This is a genomic window from Streptomyces globisporus C-1027 (genome assembly GCF_000261345.2).
In the GTDB taxonomy this organism is placed as follows: Bacteria; Actinomycetota; Actinomycetes; order Streptomycetales; family Streptomycetaceae; genus Streptomyces; species Streptomyces pakalii.
Window position 1 is genome coordinate 6,979,510 of sequence record NZ_CP013738.1, and the last position, 22,940, is coordinate 7,002,449.

Sequence of the window (22,940 nt, forward strand, 5' to 3'; positions counted from 1 at the left end):
ATAGAGGCATGAACCCTCCGGACGAAGGGGTGCCGGACGAGCTCCCCGGCGTCGCCCCCCGACTGCGCGATCTGCGCCGTGCCCGCGGCCTCACCCTGGAGATCGCGGCCCAGCGGGCCGGGCTCTCCCCGGCCCATCTCTCCCGGCTGGAGACCGGCCGCAGGCAGCCCTCGCTGCCGATGCTGCTGGGGCTCGCCCGCATCTACGGTACGACGGTCTCCGAGCTGCTCGGCGAGCAGCCGCCCGAACGGGACGCGATCATCCGCGGCGGCGGCTTCGAGGGGACGGAGGCCGACGGCTGGATGTACCGGCAGGCGGGCGGCTCCGGCCGTGCCATGCAGGCGCTGCGGGTGCGTGTCCCGTACGGCGCCCAGGGCGACCTCGTCCGGGTCCACCCCGGTGAGGAGTGGCTGTACGTCCTGGAGGGCCGGCTGCGGGTCGGGCTCGGCGACACCGTCCACGACCTCGAACCCGGCGACAGCGCCCACTTCGACTCGCTCACCCCGCACCGGATCGCGGCCGTCGACCGCTGCGGCGCGGAGCTGCTCTTCGTCCACTCCCTGCTGCAGAGTCCCGCCGCCGAGCTCTGCCTCGGCAGCGGACTGCACCCGCGCTGACCGGCCGTCCCTGCCGGCCCACCCTTCACTCCACCGGCCGCGAGGCCGACAGAGAGGACCGTCATGTCCGATTCCGAGCACTACGACCCGCTGGGCCCCGGACGCCGCGTGAACGAGGACCCGCAGGAGAAGCGGATGCCGCGCGGCGTCATCATCCGGCTCTTCGCCTATCTGGTGGCGGGCCACCTCGTCGCGGCCTTCCTCTACCTGCTCTTCGTGGTGGCCGGGAGCAAGTGACGGACCACCACGGGGCGAGCGGTCGCCGGAGGGGTCAGCCCTCGTCGAGCAGCCGCTCGCGCAGCCGCTCCCGGGTCTCGGGGGAGATCTTCAGCCCCTCGGACAGATAGCGGTCCGTCGTTCCCCAGTTCTCCTCGATGGCCGTGAAGGCCGCCGCGAGATAGGCCGGCCGCGCCCCGAACAGCGGGTCCAGCAGTTCCAGCACCTCGGGCGACATGCCGGCCCCGGACGGGTCGGAGCGCTTCACCTTGTACCGGCGGTGGAGATCGTCGGACTTGAGGTAGTCCTCCTCGATCGCCTCGGGAACGACGCCGACCGCGAGCAGGGCGACCGCGATCGAGAGGCCGGCCCGGTCCTTGCCCGCCGCGCAGTGCATCAGCGCCGGGACGCTGTCCTCGGCCAGGGCGTGCAGCACCCGGCTGTGCTCGGCGGTGCGGTCCTCGATCGTCGCGCGGTACATCCGGATCATGCGGTCGACGCCCTTGCCGCCCGAGAGGACTGACCGCAGCTGCTCGATGTTCCCGCTGCCCACCAGCCGCCAGAACTCCGCGCCGTCGGCCGGGTCCGAGAGCGGAATGCTGACATTGCGGACACCGGTCAGCTCGATGTCGTACCCGTCGAGCTTGTGGTCGGCGGAGTGGCGGAAGTCGAAGACCGTGTGCAGTCCAAGGCCGTCGAGGAAGGCCGCGTCCTCGGCGGTGGCGTGCGCCAGATGGCCGCTGCGGTAGAGCCGGCCGAAGGCGGTGCGCCGCCCGTCCGCCGTGGGGAGCCCGCCCACATCGCGGAAGTTGCGGACTCCGGTCAGCACGGTCTCTGTCGGCGGGACCTGCGGCACCTGCTGCGTCACGGGGGCTCCTGGGATCTCGGGCGTCGGCGCGGCTCTCCGGCGAGGGCGCTCCCGTGACGATACGACATCGATTCGGCGGAAAATCATCACGGCCGCCTCCCCGGCGACGGGTACCGGGGAGGCCGGGCTGATGTGGCGTCAGGGGCTCCGTCCCCAGCATGTCCGTATTGGGGCATTTAGCAGAACGTGCCCCGCTAATGGGGGAGATGGGATTTCGGAGGTGAGCGGGATCATATCCGTGACGGTCCGTGGTGAGCGCGCCGTCGGACATTCCCGTTGTCCGTACGGAAATCCAAGATCCGTAATCCACGGAGTGTGACGGGAAATCCGGAGCGATATCGAATCGATGATTCCGCCGCGCAACCGATGGCTTGTTCCGCCCGTCCTGACCGGTTTACGGTCACCGTCAATCCGGACGGATCGCCTAATCCTGCCGCCGCCCGGAATTCGCACCCACCCACTCACGTGTGGCAGGAGCGGGGGAACCAGGTAAGCCGCCGACCCGGAGAGATCCGGACCGGCTAGGGGTGAAGTCGCCGCAATGCGACCGGGCATCTCCAGCCCGAACCCGACAGCTCACCTCGCAGGCGCCGGAGAGGAACTTCCCCATGCCCGCAAAGGGTAAGCACCGTCGTCCGAAGTCCGGCCCGATCTCCCGCGGCGTCCTCGCCGCAGGGGCCGGCGGCGCCGCACTCGCCCTCCCGCTCATCGGCGCCACCGCCGCGAACGCCGCCGGCCAGACCGCCCCGGCCGCCAAGCCGGCCGCCGCCTCGGTCGCCGCCGCGCACACCGCTCCGGCCGCCGCCCCCGCCGCGTCGAAGGCCGCCCCGAAGACGTACGCCGTCGTCGCCGGCGACTACCTGTCGAAGATCGCCGCCGAGCACCAGCTCAAGGGCGGGTGGGAGAAGCTCTACCAGGACAACCGCTCCACCGTCGGCGACAACCCCAGCCTGATCCACCCGGGCATGAAGCTGACCCTCGGCGCCAAGGGCTCCGCCCCGGCCGAGAAGTCCGCCGCTCCCAAGGCCGCCCCGAAGAAGGCCGAACCGGCCCCGAAGGCCGCGCCGAAGGAAGAGGCCCCGAAGGGCGACACCATCTCCGCCGACGACTCCGAGGGCTCCGGCGCCTCGGCGCAGACCGGCTCCTCCGAGGCCACCGGCTCCGGCTGGTCCGCCCCGCTGGCCAACGCCGACGTCACCACCCAGTACCGCGCTTCCGGTGCCAGCTGGTCCAGCGGCTACCACACCGGCTCGGACTTCCAGGCCGCCTCCGGCACCCCCGTCCTCGCCATCGGCCCGGGCACCGTCGTCTCGGCCGGCAACAGCGGCTCGTACGGCAACGAGGTCGTCATCAAGCACGAGGACGGCATGTACTCCCAGTACGCCCACCAGTCCTCGCTGAACGTCTCGGTCGGCCAGACCGTCACCGGCGGCCAGCAGATCGGCCTCTCCGGCTCCACCGGCAACTCCACCGGCCCGCACCTGCACTTCGAGGTCCGCACCGGCCCGAGCTACGGCTCGGACGTCGACCCGATCGCCTACCTGCGTCAGCACGGCGTCTCCGTCTGACCGAGCGGCGACGAGAAGTGTCCGAGGGGCGGTGCGCGGCGGCGCACCGCCCCTCGCTTTATTCCGGGTTTACCGAAAACTGACCGGGTGGTCTATCTCACCACCCGTCAACCCCGTATTACGGTCGCGTAGGTCACATCGGACGATGCAGGATACGTCCTTGTGGCAGTCGATTCGAGAAACAACCAGCAGCACACCATCGGGTCGTACGCGGCGATCGGCGACAGTTTCACCGAGGGCGTCGGCGACCCCGGCCCCGACGGGACCTTTGTCGGGTGGGCGGACCGCTTCGCGGTGCTTCTCGCCGACCGGCTCCCGGCCCCCGACCCGGTCGGCCCCGCGGACGCCCCGTACGAGGACTCCCCGCACGGGGACTTCCGCTACGCCAATCTCGCCGTACGAGGACGCCTCCTCGACCAGATCGTCGAAGAGCAGCTCCCGCGGGCCAAGGAACTGGCCCCCGACCTGGTCAGCTTCTGCGCGGGCGGCAACGACATCATCCGGCCCGGCGCCGACCCCGACGATCTCGCCGAGCGCTTCGAGCGGGCCGTCGCCGATCTGAGCAACGCCGTCGGCACGGTCATGGTCACCACCGGCTTCGACACCCGGGGCGTCCCGGTGCTGCGCCACATGCGCGGCAAGATCGCCACGTACAACGTCCATCTGCGGGCCATCGCCGACCGCTACCAGTGCCCCGTGCTGGACCTGTGGTCGCTGCGCTCCGTCCAGGACCGCCGCGCGTGGGACGCCGACCGGCTGCACCTGTCGCCCGAGGGACACACCCGCGTCGCGCTCCGCGCCGCCCAGGTCCTCGGCCACGAGGTGCCCGCCGACCCCGACCAGCCCTGGCCGCCGCAGGCCCAGCGCCGCCCCTTCGACGAGCGGCGCGACAACATCCAGTGGGCCCGCGAGTACCTGGTGCCCTGGATCGGCCGGCGGCTGCGCGGCGAGTCCTCCGGCGACCACGTCGAGGCCAAGCGCCCGGACCTGCTGCCGCTGTAGTAGGCCCGACAGGACTCCGGCTCAGGACTCCAGCAGGGGAAGCGCACGCCGGGACGGGTTCGGCACGACGAGCCCGTCCGGCGGCGTGCCTCGGTCGTAGGCGGCGGGTATCCGCTCCAAAACACCGCCGGCGAACACGTCGTACAGCGGCAGCGACTCCAGATGCACATAGCCGATGTGGCAGTCGCACACGGCGAGCGGACACCCCCGCGGGCCGAGCGCCCGGCGGTAACTGCCGTCGTACAGATTGCCCAGCTCCGCCTTGACGGAGTGACAGCGCCGCACTGTGCCGTCCCCGTCCACCGAGATCACCGACTCGCCCGTCCGGCAGGGCAGCCCCGCCGAGCGGTGCGGATCACGGCTGTAGGGGAACAGCGGATCCAGCTCCGTCCAGCGCGCCGCCTCCTCGTCGGTGTACGTGTGCCCCTCGGCGGCGTTCACCCAGAGATAGACCGCGGCCGGCAGCTCCGCCCGCAGCCGCCGCGCCTCGTCGAGATGCTCGTCGAACCCCACCACCCCCACGCTGTAGCGGATGCCCCTCGCCGACAGCTCCCGGCATTTCCCCAGAAACCGGTCGTACGGGGTCTGTCCCGGGTGGTACGTGCACCAGAGCGCGATCCGCTCCGGATCGGCGTCCGCCAGCCAGTCGGTGCGGCCGCTGAGGTTCGTCTGGATCGCGACCCGCTCGATGTGCGGCAGCCGCGACAGCTCGGTCAGCGCCCGCCGGTACCAGGAGCGCACCAGCCCCTCGCCCCACGGCGTGAACAGCACCGACAGCCGCTCGGCCGTCTGCGCTGCGGCCCAGCCGGTGAACCGCTCCAGCGCCTCCCGGTCCGCGGTGAGCTGCGCGCGGCTGTCCCGCCGCTTGGCGAACGGGCAGTAGGGGCAGTCGTAGTCGCAGGAGGCGAGCGGCCCCCGGTAGAGAATCGTCAGGTCCACGGCCCGGTCACTTCCTCTCGTACGCGGCCATTGCCGCCCGTACCCCGGGGGAGAACAGCGTGGGACCCAGCGCGTCGGAGTGGGCGAGGCCCGACGGGGACAGCCTCAGCAGACCGTCCGGCGCCGACGTGTCGAGCCAGCCCCGGGCCGCGAACCCCGCCAGCTCGGCCGGGAAGTCCGCGCCCGGATCCGTACCGAACCGGGCCCGGTACTCCGCCACCGGCAGCCCCGCAGCCTGGAGCAGCGACTGCAGCAGATGCCGACGGCGCGCCTCGTCCGCGTCGACGTACCGGCCGACCTCGGCGCGGGAGAAGTCCTCGGTGGCGGTGAAGTCGTCGATGATCGACCGGATCTCCCTCATGTCCACCGCGTAGTCGAAGGAGTAGTGGAGGTCGGAGGTGTACGAACGGGCCCCGCAGCCCAGGCCGATCATGCCGTCGGTCTGGCAGGCGTAGTCCTCCGGGCCCTTCTGCTCACGCGGGGCGTCGGTCCGCCGGAACATTCGCATCGACACCTGCTCGTAGCCGTGCGCCAGCAGATGGTCCCGCCCCACCGCGTACAGCCGCAGCCGCTGCTCGTCCCAGGCGGCGTCCTCCAGGGCCCGCGCTTCCGGGCCCACGGCCGGACCGAGGCGGTGGAGGCCGGTGAGCGGGCGCACGTACAGCGGATAGAGATAGAGCTCCTCGGGCCGCCAGGCCAGCGCCGCGTCCAGCGAGGCGAGCCAGCTGCGCTCGGTCTGCCCGTCGATGCCGTAGATCAGGTCGATGTTCAGCACGGGGATCCGGGCGTCACGGATCCGGCCGAGCGCCGCTTCCACGTCGGCGCGGCGCTGCGGACGGACGGCTGCCCGGGCCTCCTCGTCCACGAAGCTCTGCACGCCGATGCTGATCCTGGTCGTGCCCCGGTCGGCCAGCACCGACAGCCGGTCGGCGGTGGCGGTGGAGGGCGAGGTCTCGACGGACAGCGGGACCGCGCTCAGGTCGGCGCCCATCCGCTTCTCCGCTATGTCGCAGAGCCGCTCCAGCTCCCCGGCGGTGAGGAAGGTCGGCGTCCCGCCGCCGAACGCCGCCGCCGCGAAACGCACCGGCTCCTCGTCGCCCAGCGCCTCCCGCACCGCCAGCGCCTGCCGGTCCAGTGCGTCCAAGTAGCGCGTCGTCAGCTCCTCGGGCGCGCCGATCCGGGTGAAGAGATTGCAGAACCCGCAGCGGACCTCGCAGAACGGTATGTGGAGATAGAGGGAGAGCGCGTCCTTCGGCTCCGCCGCCCAGAGCGAGCGCAGGGCCGGGCGGTCCGCCAGCGGCCGGTAGGCCGTCTTGTGCGGATAGGCGTAGACGTAACTCTCGTACGGCCGGACGGCGGGCGGCACGGGGGTGCCGGTGGTGATCGTCATCGGGCGGCCTCCGGCTCCGGCGTGACGGGTGGTTCGAGGAAGAAGTGGGCGTACGGGACGGTCCAGACGGCCGGGTGGCCGAGCCGGTGACCGGTGTAGCCGTCGTCGCCGTAGGCGGTGCCATGGTCGGAGCAGACGATCGCGAAACACCGGCGGCGGCTGCTCGCGGCGGCGAAGAGCCGGCCGATGTGCCGGTCCACATATTCCAGAGCCGCCGCGTGCGTGGCCCGGGAGTCGCCCGCCTCGCGGGTCGCCCCGGGCAGATGGAACCAGTTCGGCTGATGCAGCGCGGCCACGTTCACGAAGAGGAACAGCCGCTGCTCCCGGGGGAGCGCCGCGACGACCTTCTCCGCCCTGGCCACCTGCTCCTCGAACGAGGTGGGCGAGGCGACGCCGAAGCCGGGCTCCCAGTGGCTCTCCTGGAACATGCCGGGCAGCACCGAACCGAGCGGCCCCTGACGGTTGAAGAAGCCGACCCCGCCGATACACACCGTGCGATATCCCTCGGCGGCCAGCCCCGACACCAGATCCGGCGTGTCGAACACGAACGTGCCGTCCGCCGTCGTCTCACTGCCCGCGAACCGCGCCGCGAACAGCCGCGGGTGCGGCCCGGGGGAGGCGGGCGTCGGCAGGAACCCGGCGAACATCGCCTGGTGCGAGGCGTAGGTGAAGCTGCCCGGGGCGTGCCGCTCCTCCCAGCCGCCGCCGGGCAGATGCCGGGCGAGGTGGGGGATGCGCCCGGCGGCCGCCAGCTCGACGGCGACATCGTGGCGCAGGGTGTCCAGGGTGACCAGCAGCAGATCGTGGCTGCCCACGACGTCGCTCATGTCGGGCCGGCCGTCCGTCGCGGGCGTGGGGGAGACGGCGGGGTCAGGAAGCGGTGACAGCACGGTGGTTCCTTGTTCGGTCCAGTACGGCGGCGACCTGCGCCGCATAGGTGTCCAGGCCCTCGGCGCCGCTGCCCGGCAGACCGGTCAGTCCGGGCAGCAGATCGCCGAAGGCGTTGACCTCGCCGACGGCGAAGCGCCGCCAGCCGGCCGTGGGCAGGAGGTCGACGCCCACACAGGGCGTCCCGGGGAAGCAGGCCGCCGCCCGCCCGCACATCGCCAGCGCCTCACGCCAGCAGCCGCCCGCGGCCGCCACGGCGGACCGGACCTCGTCGAGGTCACCGCGCGCGCCGCCGAGATGCAGATTGGTCATGGGGCTCGTGCTCGTCCGCACCACGGCGTGTGTCGCCCGGCCGCCGACCACCACGATCCGCAGATCCGCGGCCCGTCCCCGCTGGGACGCCTTCGGGAGCCAGCGCTCGATGTGCAGCCCGTCCGGGGCCAGCGCGTCCACGACCGCGCCGACCTCCCGCTCCGAGGTGTAGCGCCTCACCCGCAGAGAATTGAACAGCCGCCCCGACGCGTCCCGTTCCACCGAGGTGCTCGCCCGGACCCGGCCGGGACCCGCCGTCTCCACCGCCAGCACCCCGGAGGCGGAGGAGCCGTGCGCGAGCTTGACGAACGCCCGCGGCATGCGGTGCTCACGCAGCAACTCGCGTACGTCGGACCAGCCGCGCACCGGGGCCGCCGCCGGTCCCGAGGTCGGTGAAGCGGGCACGGGGACCCCCGCCCGGTCGAGCAGCCCGTGGCACAGCCGTTTGTCGAAGAGCACGGCAATGTCGGCGGGGGAGCCCAGCACCTCGGCACCGGCTGCGGACGCAGCACCGGCCACGGTCTCCACCGCCGCGGTGAAGTGGGCGTACCACCGGGCCGAGCCCTCCACCCGGGTCGGGTCGTCGACCCCGCGGAGCAGCCGGTCCACCTCGGCGTCCTCACCGGGCGAATCGATCCGCACGCTCTCGCCGGGGGCGAACTCCGCATCCCCGCGCAGCACCTGGAGCCAGGGCACGACCCTGGCCGCCGGCAGACCGGCGGACCGGACGGCCTCCTCGAAGAAGGCGACCCGCCGGTTGTCCGGGTTGCCGACGACCGCGAAGCGCGGCTCCGGGCCGCCCCCGCCGCTACTCGCTGACCGCGACATAGCGTTCCGGTTCGTCGTCCTCGTCGTCCGGGTCCGCGTAGTCGTCCTCTGCCTCGCCGGCCTCGACGACAGCGGGCGCGCACGCGGTCGTGATGCGGTCGACCATCGGATCGGTGAGGTAGTGATGGCGCAGGTCGAGCAGGGACAGGTGACTCAAGGGCTGACCGTTGAGCAGCGCCTCACCGCCGGTGTCGCTCAGCGTGCCCATGGACAGCGCCAGGGACTCCAGCTGGGCGACGACCGGAGCCGATCCCACGGCGGCGGCGATCTCGTCCTGGAACTCGCTGTTCTGCAGCCCCAGATGGCGCAGCCTGGGAAACAGGCCGCCCGCCAGGACCGGCCCGACGTCCTCGATCGTCGCGTCGCCGCCGTACCACGTACTGCCGAACCACAGCTCAAGCCGCTCCAGCGCGGGCAGTTCACTCGCGGTGACCGCCCGTACCAGCTCGCCGGGCAGACCACCGGACTCGAAACGCAGCGACTTCAGCGCCGCATGGCGCAGCGGCCGCAGCGCGAGCCCCTCCTGGCCGCAGCCGCGCACGCCGAACTCCTCCAGCGACGGCAGCGCTTCGAGTACCGGAGTGATGTCGCACATCTTCAGCCAGGACACCTCGCACTCCTCGCCCACCACATCGGCCAGGAAGAGCGCGCGCAGGGCCGGGAAACGGTCGGCGTGGGCGACGATCAGCTCCGCCACCGGATCGAACGGCGTGTACTCGTCGTGCCACCAGGCACCGATGACGAGAGCCCGGACCCGGGTCGTGTCCACCGTCTCCAGGAACTGTTCCCACAGAGCGGCGAAACCGGAGTCCTCGCCGTAGTCGCACACCAGCCGCCAGGCCACCGAGTCGGCGGCGGGCAGGGCGCCGGACGACGGCTCCGGAGTGTGGACCGGCAGCCCGTGGAAGTGCTCCAGATGCTCAATGCCGAGATACGTCATGTCGCTCTACTCCGATACCGCGGTGTAGCGGCCCTCGATGCCCCGGTCGCCCCACGGCTCGCACTTCTCCGAGAGGTCGACCCGGACCCCGTGCGGCTCCAGGGCGGAGCGGACCCGCTCCTCCATCGCATCGCTGAGGAAGTGGTGGTGGAGATCGAGGACTTCCAGGTGGGTCAGCGGCTGCCCTTCCAGCAGGGCGGCCGCCCCCTCGTCGCCCAGCGTCCCGTTGGACAGGTCGAGCACCCGCAGCCGGGCGACGACCGGAGCCGAGGCGACGGCGGCGGCGATCTCGTTCTGGATCTCGCTGTTGCGCAGGCCCAGGTGGTCCAGCCGGGGGAAGCGGGTGCCGGCGAGCACCGGAGCGAGGTCGGCGATGTTGGTGTTCCCCTCGTAGGCGGAGACCCCGAGCCAGAGGTCGAGCCTTTCCAGCGCGGGCAGTTCGCTGTCCAGCACCCCGCGCACCACCTCGACCGGCAGGCCGCCCGCCTGGATCGTCAGCGACCGCAGCCGCTCGTGCTTCGTCGGCGGGAACACCAGATCCGAGCCGCCGCGCACCCCGAGCTCCGTCAGCGCCGGGAAGGCGGCCAGCAGCGCCGTGACATCCGACTGCTGGATCCAGGTGATCTCAGCCTCCTCCGCCTCCAGATCACCGACGAACACCGCCTCCAGCGAGGTCAGCCGGTCGGCGGCGGCGATCACGAGGTCGATCGGCACGGAGGAGTTCTCCTCGTACGCCTCGCCCCACTGACCGATGATCAGGGCCCGGACGCCGGACGGATCGACCTCGTTGAGGAAGTGAGCGAACTCCTCGTCCCAGGAACGGTCCTCGTCGCCGTACGGATCTACGGAGACGCGCCAGGCCGCGGCATCCGCGGCGGGCCGGGAGCCCCCGTCGGTCGTGTGCTGGAAGTCGACGGCCGGAAGGCCGCCGAACTCGTGCAGATGCTGCGCACCGTACATGGCCCTGAGCTCCTGATCCTGGGGACGGCTGTTGCCGCAAGGTCTATCAAGCCGCACTGACAACGCTGCGACCGGGACCCGTCCACGCCCGTCTTCAGGGGCCGTTGTCAGACCCTGCCCGTAGCGTTTTTCCCGTGGTCGGCACAGCGGGTGCCGCGACGAGGGGAGACGTCCGTGTACCGGCAGGGCGATGTACTGATCATGGAGCTGGACGAGTCGGCGGTGCCCGCCCCCTTCCTGGAGGCTCCGGGCGAACTGCGCGACGGGCGGGGCCGGCTGGTGCTCGCACTGGGGGAGGTCACCGGACACGCGCACGCCGTGCAGGGTCCCGGCCGGCTGATCCGGGAAGCGGGCCAGTTCGGCCCGATGCTGCTCCATCTCCCCGAGGGCGGCCGGGTGGTGCACGAGGAGCACGCGGTGATCCCGCTGCCCAAGGGTTGGTTCCGCGTCGTGCGCCAGCGGGAGTACGCACCGGGCGCGGTCCGCATCGTGGCGGACTGACTGTTCCGCCGTGCCGGAGCACGCACGGCGCAACGGTCAGAGCGAACACAGCCGACACAGCCAGCACAGCCTTCCAGAACAGATCGAGCACAGCAGGGGACGGGGACAACCGATGCAGAACGTGAACACCTGGCGGAGCGTGGCGGCGGCGACGGGCCGGGCGGACCGGGCGGCGGCCGAGGCCGGGGTGCGGCGCGCCTACCGCACCGCCGGACTGGCCGAGCCGGACCGGATCATCTGGGCCGCATCGCCCCGGGCCGCCGTCGGGACGGTCGAGAAGCTGACCGACGCCGGACGGTCGGTGCGCGAGGAGGTCCGCACCCGTCCTTGGGCGGACGAGCGCCGCCGGATGTACGACGAGCTGGGCCCGGCGGGCTGGTCGGCGCTCTGGTCCGCCACCGGAGCCCAGCTGTGGGAGACCACGGCCGCGCTCGCCGAGCGGATACGGACCGGTGTCGTCGCCGACCTGGCACCCCGGCCCCAGGACGAGGGGGCCGTCCGGCTGGTGCTCCTGGACGCGGTGCTCGGCCAGCATGACGCCGCCTGGCTCGCCGCCTTCGACGGGCACGGCGACCGGCTCGCGGGCCTCGCCGAGGTCGCCCGCAACGCCGGCTGGTGGTGGCCCTACGAGCACGCCGTGGTCATCACCGAGCGGCCCGACGTACTCCACCGCGACGAGGCGGGCCGGCTCGACCACGGGGAGGGGCCGGCACTCGCGTACCGGGACGGGTTCGCCCTGCACGCCTGGCGCGGCATGCCCGTGCCCGCCGCATTCCTGGAGGAGCTGTCCTCCCTCACCCCCGAGCGGATCCGCGCCGAGGAGAACGCGGAGCTGCGCCGGGTGATGCTGGAGTACTACGGCTACGACCGGTATCTCACCGAGTCCGGCGCCGAGCCCGTCCACCGCGACGAGACGGGCATCCTCTGGCGCATCGCCCTCGACGGCGACGAGGACGTGGTGATGGTCGAGGTGGTCAACTCCACCCCCGAGCCGGACGGCACGTACCGCACCTACTGGCTGCGCGTGCCGCCCACCACCCGGACCGCGAAGGACGGGGTGGCCTGGACGTTCGGGCTGGAGGGGGCGGCCTACGCACCGGTGCGCCAGACCTGACCGGGAGGCCGTTCGGCCTCGCCCGGGGGGCAGGGCCGATGAGGGGGCGGCGAAGGGCCCGGCGGTCAGCTGTCGGCCAGGGGCGAGGGGCGGCGAAGGGGTCGGGCGGTCAGCCGTCGGCCGGGGCGTCCGCGACCGGCGCACCGGTCAGATCGGCGAGGTCGATGCCCAGCTCGCGGGCGAGCGCCTCGTCGGTCCACCGCAGCATCGTGGTCCGGGAGAGCGGACCCGCGTACGAGGTGGTCTGCACCGCCATCCCGTCCAGCAGGGCGGTCAGCCGCCAGGCCGCCGACCGGGGATCCCCGCACCGGAACTCTCCGGCGGCGGCGCCCTCCTCGATGACCTGGGCCAGCTCCGTCTTCCACTGCTGGTCGAGGTCGCCCGCGACCTCACGGAGGGCGGGGTCGCGCAGCGAGGCTGCCCAGCCCTCGATCCACAGCCGCCAGCCCTTGGCCGTTCCGGTCGGTGCGTACCACCGCACGGCCGCGCGCAGCCGGCGTACGGCGGTGGTGCGGCGGGCCAGCAGCTTGCGGAGGTGGGCGAGGTCGGCCTCGGCCGCGTACGCGAACGCCGCCGCGACCAGCTTCTCCTTGGTCGAGAAGTGGTAGAGGACGAGCGCGTTGCTCACGCCCAGCACCGAGGCGACATCGGCGATCCGCACGGACGAGACCCCGCGGACCTCGATCTGCTCGACGGCGGCGCGCAGCAGCTCCTCACGGCGCTCCGCCACGTTCAACCGGACTCTTGCCACCGGGACACCCTAACGAATGGGCCAGGTCAGCGGCGGCACGGACGATGGCCGGTGACCGGCGGCGAACTGGGAGACGGACGTTCACCAGGAGGACGTAACGGGGGCCACGGATGTGACAGGAGTGGGTGGGGGCCGGAATCCTCCGGCCCGCCCGGACGTTGCCTTCAGCATGACGCGAATCGAACCGGATCGGGAAGCGCTGCTCCGTCTCCTCGGTGACCAGGACAGCGGTGTTCTGGTCACCCTGAAGCAGGACGGACGCCCTCAGCTGTCCAACGTCAATCACGCCTTCTACCCCGAGGAGCAGGTGGTCCGCGTCTCGGTCACCGAGGGCCGGGCCAAGACCCGTAACCTGCGGCGCGACCCCCGGGCCAGCTACCACGTCACGAGCGACGACCGCTGGGCGTGGACCGTCGCCGACGGCACCGCCGAGCTGACCCCGCCCGCTCAGGCCCCCGACGACGCCACCGTGGAGGCCCTGATCACGCTCTACCGGGACGTCCGGGGCGAGCACCCCGACTGGGACGACTACCGGCGGGCCATGGTCGAGGACCGCAGGGTGCTGCTCACCCTGCACATCGACCACGTCTACGGGCAGCCGCGTGGCTGACGCCCCCGTCGGCCGGACCGGCTGCCCCGTTCAGCATCTTCTGGTCGCCCTGTCGTACGGGCCGACGATAATGAAACGACACCGACTCCCTCAGGAGATGTTGTGACCGGCGCTGACTACCTGCTTCCGCTCCGCACGAAACTGCGCTCGATGCGCACCGAGCCCTTCGGGGCCGATCCGGCCGGAGCGCGGATGGAGCGCATCCGCCGCTCGCCTCAATTCGTCGACGGTGCGTTCCAGAACCCGGTGGGGGCCCGGATCAGGCCCTCCGGCTCCTCCGTCGAATTCGCCAAGACCTATTTCCAGAAGGAGCAGCGGGCCCTCAGGACGCCGAACGGAGGCGTACCCGTCCACCCCACGACGCTCGCCGATCTGGCCGTGCCGCCCGTCAGCGGGCTCCGGCTGACCTGGATGGGCCATTCCAGCGTGCTCGCGGAGATCGACGGCCGGCGGATCCTGTTCGACCCGGTCTGGGGCGAGCGCTGTTCCCCGTTCCCGTTCGCCGGACCCAAGCGGCTGCACCCCACTCCGCTGTCGCTGGCCGCGCTCGGACCCGTCGACGTCGTCGTGATCTCCCACGACCACTACGACCATCTCGACCTGCCGACGATCCGCGCCCTGGCCGGCACCGACACGGTCTTCGCCGTGCCGCTCGGTGTCGGAGCCCATCTGGAGCGCTGGGGCGTGCCCGCCGCCCGGATGCACGAGCTCGACTGGAACGAGACCGCGACGGTCGCCGGCATCAGCCTCACCGCCACCCCCGCACGCCACTTCTGCGGTCGCGGGCTGCGCAACCAGCAGCACACCCTCTGGGCGTCCTGGGTCGTCGCGGGCCCGGAACACCGGATCTACCACAGCGGGGACACCGGCTATTTCCCCGGCTTCCGGGACATCGGCGCCGAGCACGGTCCCTTCGACGCCACCATGATCCAGATCGGCGCGTACTCGGAGTACTGGCCGGACATCCACATGACCCCCGCCGAGGGCATGCGCGCCCACCTGGACCTGCAGGGCGGCCGACCGCACGGTGTGCTGCTCCCGATCCACTGGGGCACGTTCAACCTGGCGCCGCACGCCTGGGCGGAGCCGGGCGAGTGGACGAAGGACGCCGGTGACGAGGCGGACCAGCCGGTGGCGTTCCCCCGCCCGGGCGAGCCGTTCGAGCCGGCCGGGATCCTCCCCGTGGAGCCGTGGTGGCGGGCCCTGTCGCCCGTGCTCGCCCGCCCGTGGCGCCTCTCCGGGGAACAGACCGGTTCCGGCCGCGGCCCCGCACCGGCGGCGCGGGGCGATCTCGACCTCGCAGGGGAGCGCTGACCACGCGCAGGACGTACGGCTCGGGGCCGCCGCCGGTTCGCCCGGCGGCGGCCCTTCGTGCCTCTCGTCCGGGTCACTTGGGGCTCGCCGGGTCCGGACGAAAGCCCTGGGCGACTCAGCCGAGCCGGGACACCGCGTAGACCTCGATCGCGTCCCGCTGGTACTCCGCCAGCCCCGGGGCGATGGCCTCGTACGCCGCGCGCCAGTCCTCGTTCTCGACGCAGGAGCGCCCGATCGCCCGGTACTCGTCGGCCGACACGGCGTGCAGCGAGGTGAGCGCCCGGTACTGCGCGTCGATCTCGGCCTGCACGGGCCGCGCGTCCGCAGGGGCGCCGCCGGCCATGTGCTCGGCCAGCCGGATCATCAGCGCCGTGCGCTCGCGCTGTCCCGCCTCGACCTCGGCCGGGGGCATGGCGGCCGCCCGTCGGCCGGCCTCCTCGGCGAGCCCGGGGAAGTCGCGCAGATTTCCCTCGTACTGAGAGGGCTCGATGCCCTCGAACAGGTTCTCCGGTCGGTTGATCGCGGTCATGGGCCTTCCGTCCTTTCTGGACTGTTCCAGCTCGGCGATCGTGCGGGAGACGGTCCCGGCCAGGGCGTCCAGCCGGTCCCGCTCGGCGAGCAGCCGTCCGTGGTGGCCCCGCAGGGCCTCCACCGTGTCGACCTGGTCGGCGAGGACTCTGCCGATCTCCGGCAGCCCGACGCCCAGCTCCCGCAGCACGAGGATCTGCTGCAGCAGCAGAAGCTGGTGCTCCTCGTAGTAGCGGTGGCCGTTGGAGCCGATCCGGGCCGGCGGCAGCAGACCGATCTCGTCGTAGTGCCGCAGCGTCCGGGCGGTCACCCCCGACATACGGGCCACCTCGGAGATCGGCCAGTCCATCGCCACGTCCTCACTCCCTGACGAGCACTCCCTCACGAGCGCCTCACCGGGCCGGCTTCTCCGGCCCTGGTCATGACCGTAGAAGCTGCCGCAGCGGCAACTTCAAGCCCGGATCCGCGCCGGTCGGGCGCTCAGCACCGGCCTACCTCGAAGCTGATGGAGAGGCTGACCTCCACACGGGTCAGCACCGAATCCGGTTCGGGCGGCGACACGCTCAGGCAGAACGCGGTGTCGACGTCCTCCGCCCTGACCTCGAACAGGTCGACGGAGGGGTCCGCGTCCTTGTCGTAGGGATCGTCCGCTTCCTCGATGTGCAACCCGCCGCCGGACGTGGGGCCTTCGCCGCTCTCCTCCACGGCGTCGCGGATCATGCTCTGGTAACCACCGGTCCATGAACCCAGCGTCTGCGGTGTTGCCTCCAGGTCGCGGACTGCCGCGTGCACGGCGTCGCGCCACTCGCCCTCGCTCCAGGAAGAACTCGCGCGGAGGGAGTACATGGCTACGGCGGCGAACAGCAGGAAGCCGATGATGAGGCCCATTCCGACCGGATTTCTCGGGTTGTAGACATAACGACTTGTCCCCCAGTCCGAGCGGATGAATATCGGCTCGTCGTCGTCCTGGCCCTTGCTCATGCCCGGAGCCTAGTTGTCGCCCGAACGCGCAACGAACGTCGCCCCGTACGCGTCTCATCGAGCATGAACGATCTTCCTGAGGGCCCCTTCGACTCCGGCGACTCCGATGACTCCGAGGACGCGGAGGTGCGTCCCGGTCCCCTCTGGCGCCATGCGGTGTGGGTCGTGGCCGTGACCGGCGCCGGTGTGGCGTTGGGATGGGTGGGCGCGCTCTTCCGTATCGGACCGGAGGAGTTCGGCCTGCCGCCCGCCGCTCCGGGAGCGCTCTGGCCCTATCTGCTCGCCTGGGCCGCGATCGGCCTGGCCCTGGCCGCCGTCCTGCGCGTCGTCGCCGCGAAGGTGCCTGTCCACGAACCGGAGACGGCTGCCATCGGCGTCGTCATGATCGGTACGCGGCTGTCCCTCGGCTGGCGGCCCGAGCCGCTCGAAGTCGCCGGTCTCGCGGCCGCCGGACTGCTGCTTGTGGCCGTCTGGTGTGCTGTCGCCCTGCGCGGGGCGGCCGTCGTACGGCGAACCGAAGAGGTTTCTCGCGTCCGGGGAACCGCGTAGGACACGCCGACGGCGGGGACCGGGGGCCAGGCCCGGCGCGCGGGGCACACTGGGCCAGCCCCCGCATCCGCGTACGAGAAGGAGCCTCCCGTGGCACTCACCCGTGAAGAGCGCGAACAGTTCCTCGCCGAACCCCATGTCGCCGCACTGGCCGTCGCATCGGGGAACGGCGACCGGGCCCCGCTCAGCGTGCCGATCTGGTACGAGTACGAAGCGGGCGGCGACGTCCGGATCCTCACCGGCCGCACCTCACGCAAGGCCGAACTGATCGCCGCGGCGGGCCGGTTCACGCTGCTCGTCGACCGGCTGGAGCCGACCATCCGGTACGTCTCGGTCGAGGGCCCCGTCGTCGACACCCGCCCCGCGACGCGCGCCGACCTGGAGCACGTGTCGGCGCGCTACCTCCCGGCCGAGAAGGTCGCCGGTTACGTGGAGTTCGCCTGGGAGAACCACGGCGAGCAGGTGGTGATCACGCTGCGCCCCGAACGCTGGGTCAGCTCGGACCTCGGCCAGGTCTGAGACCCGGCCGCGCGGCGGGGCCGCCTCAGGCCCGGCCCGGCGGGGGCTCAGGTGTGGCGACGCCGAGACGGGGGAGGCGTGCCGCATGCACTCCTGGACCCTTGACGACATGCCCGACCTCGGCGGCACCACCGCCGTGGTCACCGGTGCCAACAGCGGCATCGGCGCGGTCACCGCTCTCGTACTGGCCCGCTCGGGCGCCCGTACCCTTCTCGCGTGCCGCGATCCCGAGCGTGGCCGACGCGCCGTGGACGCCGTCCGCCGGGCCGCTCCCGCGGCGGACGTGCGGCTCGTCCGCCTCGACCTCGCCGATCTGAGCAGCGTGGCGGAGGCCGCGGAGGCCATCGGGAAGGAGGCCGACGGGCAACTCGACCTGCTGGTGAACAACGCCGGGGTGATGGCCCTGCCACCCCTCCGTACGGCGGACGGTTTCGAGATGCAGTTCGGCACCAACCACCTGGGGCACTTCGCCCTGACGCTCCGGCTGCTCCCGGTCCTCGGAGTCCAGGGGCCGGCGCGCGTGGTGACGCTCTCCTCGCTCGGCCACCGCATCGGCCGCATCGACCTCGACGACCTCAACGCCGAGCGCTCGTACGGCAAGTGGCGGGCCTACGGTCAGTCCAAGCTCGCCAATCTGCTGTTCACGGCCGAGTTGGACCGGCGGGCCCGTGCCGGGGGCCGGGACCTGGTCGCGCTGGCGGCCCACCCCGGGCTCTCCGCAACGGAGTTGGGGCAGGCCGGGCCCCGGCTGGCCGGGCGGAACTGGGCGGCGAAGCTGGAGCGGGCCTCGCGGCTGTACACCCAGCCGGCCTCGGCGGGCGCCCTCCCCGTCCTGTACGCGGCGACCCTGCCGGATGCCCCGGGCGGCTCCTACTACGGCCCCTCCCGTCTCGGCGAGACCCGGGGGGCTCCCGCACCCGCCCGGAAGTCGCACCGCGCCCAGGACCCCTTCGTGGCACGAGCGTTGTGGGACGAGTCGGCCCGGCTGACCGGGCTGGACGCCGACGCCGTGTGACGCGCCCCGGGGTCGAAACAACCTGACGCCCGCCCCCTCCCCAGGAGGGATTCACGCCGATGCCCGGCAGGCGGACCTGCCGGGCACCGGGCGTCGTACGGAAGGGCGTACCGGAGGCGTCAGACCGCCGGGGCCGGGTACGTCGGGTACTCCACGCCGGAGACGTGCTGGACGACCCGGATGACCTGGCACGAGTAGCCGAACTCGTTGTCGTACCAGAGGTAGAGGATCGCGTTGTCGCCGTCGACCTTGGTCGCGCCCGCGTCGACGATCGAGGCGTGGCGCGAGCCGATGAAGTCGCTGGAGACCGCGTCGGGCGCGCTGATGAAGTCGATCTGGCGCTTGAGCGGCGAGGCCAGCGACACGTTGCGGAGGTAGTCGAGGACCTCCTCGCGGGTGGTCTCGCGCTCCAGCCGCAGGCTGAGGATGGCGATCGAGACGTCCGGCACGGGGACGCGGATCGAGCTGCCGGTGATCGGCGCCTTCAGCTCGGGCAGCGCCTTGGCCACGGCCGACGCGGCCCCGGTCTCGGTGATGACCATGTTGAGCGCCGCCGAACGGCCACGACGGTCGGAGCTGTGGTAATTGTCCAGCAGATTCTGGTCGTTGGTGTACGAGTGGACGGTCTCCACGTGCCCGCGCAGAACGCCGTACTCGTCCGCCATCGCCTTCAGCGGCGGGACGATCGCGTTGGTCGTGCAGGATGCGCAGGACAGGATCTGCTCGTCCGGCTTGACCGTGTCGTGGTTGACGCCGTGCACGATGTTCGGGACGTCGCCCTTGCCGGGAGCCGTGAGCACGACCTTGGCGATGCCCGGCTGGAGGTGCTTGGAGAGGCCCTCGCGGTCCCGCCACCGGCCGGTGTTGTCGATCAGGATGGCGTGCTTGATGCCGTACGCCGTGTAGTCGACCGTCGTCGGGTCGTCCGAGTAGATCATCTGGATCTCGTTGCCATTGGCGATGATCTTGTTGTTCGCCTCGTCCACGGTGATCGTGCCCTGGAACTGGCCGTGGATCGAATCGCGCCGCAGCAGCGAGGCGCGCTTGACGATGTCCTGGCCGGAGCCCTTGCGGACGACGATGGCCCGCAGGCGCAGGCCGTTGCCCGAACCGGCCTTCTCGATGAGCAGGCGGGCGATGAGCCGGCCGATGCGGCCGAAGCCGTAGAGCACCACGTCACGCGAGGCGCGGCGCTCGATCTTGTTGTCGCCCGTCGCCCCGGCGACGGCCTCCGCGGTGAACTCCTCGACGGAGAGTCCGCGGCCGTCGGCCCGGTGGGTGGCGGCCAGCATGCCTATGTCGATCTGGGACGGGCCGAGATCGAGCGTCGTCAGAGCCTTGAGGAAGGGCATCGTCTCGGTGACCGAGAGCTCCTCGCCCGCGATCTGCCGGGCGAAGCGGTGGGTCTTGAGGATGCTGACCACCGACTTGTTCACCAGGGAGCGGCTGTGCAGCAGGACGTTCACGTCCTGCTCGCGGTGCAGCTTCCCGATGATCGGGATCATCGACTCCGCGATCTCCTCGCGGTGCATCCAGTTGGTGAACGAGTCGTCATTGACAGTCACAAGTTTATCTTTCGAGCTAGGCGGCGCTCATATGGTAACCGGCCGCCTTCCCGCCCCTTCGGGGGGTGCCCTACCTGCGGGTAAACCCAGGGCCAAGGCTGCGCAATCGGGCGCGCGTGCGAGGGCTCATACCAGAGTGGGACGGATGGCGGGCAAGTTCGACAACTGCCCGTCGCGCATACGTCATTGACGACTACCGTGTGTGCCCGGTGATCAACGGTGGGCTCATGACGTGCGGGCCTGCCCGACCGATGACCCGCGCCTGACCGACCACCGTAGGGGCCACCGCATGGACGCCGGCACAACCGCCGATCCCCGGTGCCCCCTGTACCGAGGACGCTGATGTCTCAACTTCGCGCACCCGACGCGCGACCGGACCGCCGTGAGGGCGGGCGGCACGGCCGCCCCGGCACGCGCGGCCACTCGGCCCCGAGCAGGCCGCGCGCCGCAGGGCCTTCCCCCGACGCCCGCATCCGCCCCCAGCTGCTGCGGACCGCGCTGCTCCCGGCCGTCGCCGCGGTGCTCAGCGGCGCCGCGGCCGTCATCTTCACCGTCCGCGCCGGAGGCGTCGGCTCCTCGCCGAGCCTCTGGGCGGCGCTCGGCGGATCGGGAGCCCTGGCGGTCGCCGCCGTCGCGGCCGCCTACCTCGGCGCCAACCGCGTGGCGGGCCAGGTGCTCGACCGGGCCCTCGCGCTCCGGCGGGCCAGCGCCCAGGGCCAGGCCGAGCTGCAACGCGTGGTGGAACAGCTCCGCAACGGGGAGCCCGTCGCCGCGCGGCGTCCCTCGCCACCCCCCACGCCCGGGGCCGACGCCTTCGACCTGCTCGGACAGGAGATGGCCCGGGCCCAGGAAGCCTCCGTCGCCGCCGTCGTCCAGGCCTCCCAGCTCTTCAGCAGCGCCGGCAACGAACAGAAGGTCGAGGTCTTCGTCAACCTCGCGCGGCGGCTGCAATCCCTCGTCCACCGCGAGATCCAGATCCTCGACGAGCTGGAGCACGAGGTCGAGGACCCCGACCTCCTCAAGGGCCTCTTCCAGGTCGACCACCTCGCCACCCGGATCCGCCGCCACGCGGAGAACCTCGCCGTCCTCGGCGGGGCCGTCTCCCGGCGGCAGTGGAGCAACCCCGTCACCATGACCGAGGTGCTCCGCTCGGCCATCGCCGAGGTCGAGCAGTACCCCCGGGTCAAGCTGGTCCCGCCGATGGACGGCACCCTGCGCGGTCACGCTGTCGCCGACGTCATCCACCTGCTGGCCGAGCTGGTCGAGAACGCCACGGTGTTCTCCGCCCCCCACACCCAGGTGCTGCTGCGCGTCCAGCAGGTCACCGCCGGGCTCGCCCTGGAGGTGGAGGACCGCGGTCTCGGGATGCCGGACCACGAGCAGAAGCGGATGAACGCCCTGCTCTCCGACCCCGACCAGGTCAACGTCGCGCATCTGCTCCAGGACGGCCGGATCGGCCTGTTCGTCGTCTCGGCCCTCGCCCGCCGCCACGGCATCGCCGTCCGCCTACAGAGCAACATCTACGGCGGTACGCAAGCGGTGCTGGTCCTTCCGCAGTCGCTGCTCGGGACCGATCCCGACGCGCCACCGTCCGCCGACGCCGTGCCCGTACCACCCCCGGGCGCCGTGCACCGGCCGCCCGTCGAGGCCGGGAGCCCCGCAGCTCCACCGCGGAACGGCACCCCTCGTGCCACGGCATCCAGGGACCAGGCATCCACGGCCCAATCGTCGCCCCAGGCATCCACGGGCCTCCCGCAGCAGGCACCCGGCCCCACGCCGAACGGACACGCGCCCGGCTCCACGCCGAACGGACGTCCCGGTCCGCCCGCGGGCGAGGCCCCGCCCCTCCCGCTGCGCGCCGAGCGCATCGACCGGCCGGCACCGTCCTCCTCGCCCGCCGAGCGCGGCGGCCCGCCGAGCGCGGCGGCCGTCCACGAGCGCGACGACCGGCCGGCCCCGGCGGCCGTACCCGAGCGCGACCACGCGGCGCTCTCTCCCGCCCGGCCGGAACTGCCCAAGCGGACGAACCAGGAAAGTCTCGTACCGCAGCTGCGCGAGGCGCCCGCCCCGCGCGTCGAGGACGAGCACGCCCTGCACGACCCCGGCCTCATGGCCGCCTTCCGGCGCGGCGTCGACCTCGCCGAGGCCCAGACCGCGGAGGAGGAGGGCCCCGAGGGCGGATACGGGAACCCCGGCGGCGGAACCGGAGGGCAGACCGCGCTCGACGCCCCTCTGGAATCCCTCTCGCCCCTCCCGGTACGCGGAGCCACCGCACCGCACGACCGGCCCGGTCCGGCCCGGGCGTCGCGGCCGGACCACGCGCTGCCCGCGGGCGGCCTGCCCGTACCGGACAGCTACCCGCCCGACGCGTACCCGCACGACACCGCCGCGTACGCGCGCGGCAGCTACGGCGAAGGCACCCATGACCGCGTGCCGGGCGAGCCCGGAGCGTTCGCGGGCGAGCCCTTCGTGCCGGGCCAGGCCGTCCCGGAACCCCGCAAAGACACCACCTTCAAGGAGTAGACACCATGACGAGCGATATGCCGTCCGGTCAGGCCTCGGACCTGGACTGGCTGCTGAGCGGGCTGGTCCAGCGCGTGCCCTACACGCGCAGCGCGGTTCTGCTCTCCGCCGACGGGCTGGTGAAATCCGTGCACGGCATGGACCCCGACAGCGCCGACCACATGGCGGCCCTGGCCGCCGGTCTGTACTCGCTGGGCCGCAGCGCCGGCGCCCGGTTCGGGGACAACGGCGACGTCCGGCAGGTGGTCGTCGAGCTGGACTCCACGCTCCTGTTCGTCTCCACCGCCGGATCCGGCACCTGTCTCGCCGTCCTCGCCGGGCGTGAGGCGGACGCCGCGGTGCTCGGCTACGAGATGGCGATGCTGGTCAAGAGCGTCCGCCCCTACCTGACGACCCCGCTGCGGCAGCCGGCCGGCGCGCCGTTCACCCCGGGGATCTGAGG

The 22,940-nt window shown here is 72.2% G+C and carries 24 protein-coding genes and 1 riboswitch; of the genes, 13 read left to right on the forward strand and 11 right to left on the reverse strand.

The window, feature by feature from the left end; translation table 11 throughout:
- Positions 1 to 8 precede the first annotated feature (8 nt).
- Together WQO_RS30790 and WQO_RS36490 are read left to right on the forward strand one after the other, a co-directional pair.
- On the forward strand, positions 9 to 617 hold the full coding sequence (locus WQO_RS30790) for a helix-turn-helix domain-containing protein (RefSeq protein WP_010058013.1): 609 nt from the start codon (positions 9 to 11) through the stop codon (positions 615 to 617).
- A gap of 63 nt (positions 618 to 680) precedes the next feature.
- Positions 681 to 854: a DUF6126 family protein gene (locus tag WQO_RS36490; protein WP_010058012.1), complete on the forward strand. Its 174-nt coding sequence runs from the start codon at positions 681 to 683 to the stop codon at positions 852 to 854.
- 34 nt (positions 855 to 888) lie between these two features.
- Here WQO_RS36490 and WQO_RS30795 read toward each other — a convergent pair whose 3' ends face one another.
- Positions 889 to 1,701, reverse strand: a complete 813-nt coding sequence (locus WQO_RS30795) for a tyrosine-protein phosphatase (RefSeq protein WP_010058010.1) — start codon at positions 1,699 to 1,701, stop codon at positions 889 to 891.
- A gap of 444 nt (positions 1,702 to 2,145) precedes the next feature.
- A riboswitch (cyclic di-AMP (ydaO/yuaA leader) is annotated at positions 2,146 to 2,306 on the forward strand.
- A gap of 3 nt (positions 2,307 to 2,309) precedes the next feature.
- Here WQO_RS30795 and WQO_RS30800 point away from each other — a divergent pair.
- Together WQO_RS30800 and WQO_RS30805 are read left to right on the forward strand one after the other, a co-directional pair.
- The gene (locus WQO_RS30800) at positions 2,310 to 3,269 is read left to right on the forward strand and encodes a LysM peptidoglycan-binding domain-containing M23 family metallopeptidase (RefSeq protein ID WP_058954158.1); all 960 of its coding nucleotides are present in this window, start codon (positions 2,310 to 2,312) and stop codon (positions 3,267 to 3,269) included.
- Between the two features lie 162 nt (positions 3,270 to 3,431).
- Positions 3,432 to 4,271 carry an SGNH/GDSL hydrolase family protein gene (locus WQO_RS30805; RefSeq protein ID WP_010058006.1) on the forward strand — a complete coding sequence of 280 codons (840 nt, stop codon included), beginning with the start codon at positions 3,432 to 3,434 and terminating at the stop codon, positions 4,269 to 4,271.
- Between the two features lie 21 nt (positions 4,272 to 4,292).
- On the opposite strand, the gene WQO_RS30810 is transcribed toward WQO_RS30805, so the two are convergent.
- The 6 genes from WQO_RS30810 to WQO_RS30835 are packed head-to-tail and all read right to left on the reverse strand — an operon-like array spanning position 4,293 to position 10,528.
- Complete coding sequence (locus tag WQO_RS30810; protein WP_010058005.1) at positions 4,293 to 5,210, reverse strand: STM4011 family radical SAM protein; 918 nt, start codon at positions 5,208 to 5,210, stop codon at positions 4,293 to 4,295.
- A gap of 7 nt (positions 5,211 to 5,217) precedes the next feature.
- Positions 5,218 to 6,600, reverse strand: a complete 1,383-nt coding sequence (locus WQO_RS30815) for an STM4012 family radical SAM protein (RefSeq protein WP_010058004.1) — start codon at positions 6,598 to 6,600, stop codon at positions 5,218 to 5,220.
- The gene (locus WQO_RS30820) at positions 6,597 to 7,427 is read right to left on the reverse strand and encodes an STM4013/SEN3800 family hydrolase (protein ID WP_029182046.1); all 831 of its coding nucleotides are present in this window, start codon (positions 7,425 to 7,427) and stop codon (positions 6,597 to 6,599) included. Before WQO_RS30820 ends, WQO_RS30815 begins: the two co-directional genes overlap by 4 nt.
- Positions 7,428 to 7,470: 43 nt before the next feature.
- The gene (locus WQO_RS30825; protein ID WP_010058002.1) at positions 7,471 to 8,628 is read right to left on the reverse strand and encodes an STM4014 family protein; all 1,158 of its coding nucleotides are present in this window, start codon (positions 8,626 to 8,628) and stop codon (positions 7,471 to 7,473) included.
- Complete coding sequence (locus tag WQO_RS30830) at positions 8,609 to 9,568, reverse strand: STM4015 family protein (RefSeq protein ID WP_010058000.1); 960 nt, start codon at positions 9,566 to 9,568, stop codon at positions 8,609 to 8,611. The genes WQO_RS30825 and WQO_RS30830 overlap by 20 nt, the downstream gene beginning before the upstream one ends.
- 6 nt (positions 9,569 to 9,574) lie before the next feature.
- On the reverse strand, positions 9,575 to 10,528 hold the full coding sequence (locus WQO_RS30835; protein WP_010057998.1) for an STM4015 family protein: 954 nt from the start codon (positions 10,526 to 10,528) through the stop codon (positions 9,575 to 9,577).
- Positions 10,529 to 10,702: 174 nt separating this feature from the next.
- On the opposite strand from WQO_RS30835, the gene WQO_RS30840 reads away from it, so the two are divergent.
- Both WQO_RS30840 and WQO_RS30845 read left to right on the forward strand, forming a co-directional pair.
- Positions 10,703 to 11,029 (forward strand): hypothetical protein, encoded by a 327-nt coding sequence (locus WQO_RS30840; RefSeq protein ID WP_010057996.1) that lies wholly within the window; start codon positions 10,703 to 10,705, stop codon positions 11,027 to 11,029.
- Positions 11,030 to 11,141: 112 nt separating this feature from the next.
- Entirely contained in the window at positions 11,142 to 12,143 is a 1,002-nt protein-coding gene (locus tag WQO_RS30845) for a DUF6745 domain-containing protein (RefSeq protein WP_010057995.1), read from the forward strand.
- Positions 12,144 to 12,252: 109 nt separating this feature from the next.
- On the opposite strand, the gene WQO_RS30850 is transcribed toward WQO_RS30845, so the two are convergent.
- The gene (locus tag WQO_RS30850) at positions 12,253 to 12,894 is read right to left on the reverse strand and encodes a TetR/AcrR family transcriptional regulator (RefSeq protein WP_029182045.1); all 642 of its coding nucleotides are present in this window, start codon (positions 12,892 to 12,894) and stop codon (positions 12,253 to 12,255) included.
- 169 nt (positions 12,895 to 13,063) lie between these two features.
- On the opposite strand from WQO_RS30850, the gene WQO_RS30855 reads away from it, so the two are divergent.
- Together WQO_RS30855 and WQO_RS30860 are read left to right on the forward strand one after the other, a co-directional pair.
- Positions 13,064 to 13,504: a PPOX class F420-dependent oxidoreductase gene (locus tag WQO_RS30855; RefSeq protein WP_010057993.1), complete on the forward strand. Its 441-nt coding sequence runs from the start codon at positions 13,064 to 13,066 to the stop codon at positions 13,502 to 13,504.
- Positions 13,505 to 13,606: 102 nt separating this feature from the next.
- Positions 13,607 to 14,818 carry an MBL fold metallo-hydrolase gene (locus tag WQO_RS30860; protein ID WP_010057992.1) on the forward strand — a complete coding sequence of 404 codons (1,212 nt, stop codon included), beginning with the start codon at positions 13,607 to 13,609 and terminating at the stop codon, positions 14,816 to 14,818.
- A 115-nt stretch (positions 14,819 to 14,933) separates the two neighbouring features.
- On the opposite strand, the gene WQO_RS30865 is transcribed toward WQO_RS30860, so the two are convergent.
- A complete protein-coding gene (locus WQO_RS30865; protein ID WP_029182044.1) occupies positions 14,934 to 15,695 on the reverse strand; it encodes a MerR family transcriptional regulator in 762 nt (253 codons plus the stop codon).
- A 131-nt stretch (positions 15,696 to 15,826) separates the two neighbouring features.
- Positions 15,827 to 16,327 (reverse strand): hypothetical protein, encoded by a 501-nt coding sequence (locus WQO_RS30870; RefSeq protein ID WP_029182043.1) that lies wholly within the window; start codon positions 16,325 to 16,327, stop codon positions 15,827 to 15,829.
- 63 nt (positions 16,328 to 16,390) lie between these two features.
- On the opposite strand from WQO_RS30870, the gene WQO_RS30875 reads away from it, so the two are divergent.
- From WQO_RS30875 to WQO_RS30885, 3 genes are all read left to right on the forward strand, one after another.
- The gene (locus WQO_RS30875; protein ID WP_010057986.1) at positions 16,391 to 16,876 is read left to right on the forward strand and encodes a hypothetical protein; all 486 of its coding nucleotides are present in this window, start codon (positions 16,391 to 16,393) and stop codon (positions 16,874 to 16,876) included.
- Between the two features lie 90 nt (positions 16,877 to 16,966).
- Positions 16,967 to 17,395, forward strand: a complete 429-nt coding sequence (locus WQO_RS30880; RefSeq protein WP_010057985.1) for a pyridoxamine 5'-phosphate oxidase family protein — start codon at positions 16,967 to 16,969, stop codon at positions 17,393 to 17,395.
- Between the two features lie 85 nt (positions 17,396 to 17,480).
- Positions 17,481 to 18,410 carry an oxidoreductase gene (locus WQO_RS30885; protein WP_010057984.1) on the forward strand — a complete coding sequence of 310 codons (930 nt, stop codon included), beginning with the start codon at positions 17,481 to 17,483 and terminating at the stop codon, positions 18,408 to 18,410.
- Between the two features lie 119 nt (positions 18,411 to 18,529).
- On the opposite strand, the gene WQO_RS30890 is transcribed toward WQO_RS30885, so the two are convergent.
- Positions 18,530 to 19,975: a glyceraldehyde-3-phosphate dehydrogenase gene (locus tag WQO_RS30890; protein WP_010057983.1), complete on the reverse strand. Its 1,446-nt coding sequence runs from the start codon at positions 19,973 to 19,975 to the stop codon at positions 18,530 to 18,532.
- A gap of 342 nt (positions 19,976 to 20,317) precedes the next feature.
- Between WQO_RS30890 and WQO_RS30895 the strand changes: the two genes are divergently transcribed.
- Together WQO_RS30895 and WQO_RS30900 are read left to right on the forward strand one after the other, a co-directional pair.
- Positions 20,318 to 22,498 carry a sensor histidine kinase gene (locus WQO_RS30895; protein WP_058954159.1) on the forward strand — a complete coding sequence of 727 codons (2,181 nt, stop codon included), beginning with the start codon at positions 20,318 to 20,320 and terminating at the stop codon, positions 22,496 to 22,498.
- Between the two features lie 5 nt (positions 22,499 to 22,503).
- Entirely contained in the window at positions 22,504 to 22,938 is a 435-nt protein-coding gene (locus tag WQO_RS30900; RefSeq protein WP_029182040.1) for a roadblock/LC7 domain-containing protein, read from the forward strand.
- The last annotated feature ends 2 nt before the right edge of the window (positions 22,939 to 22,940 follow it).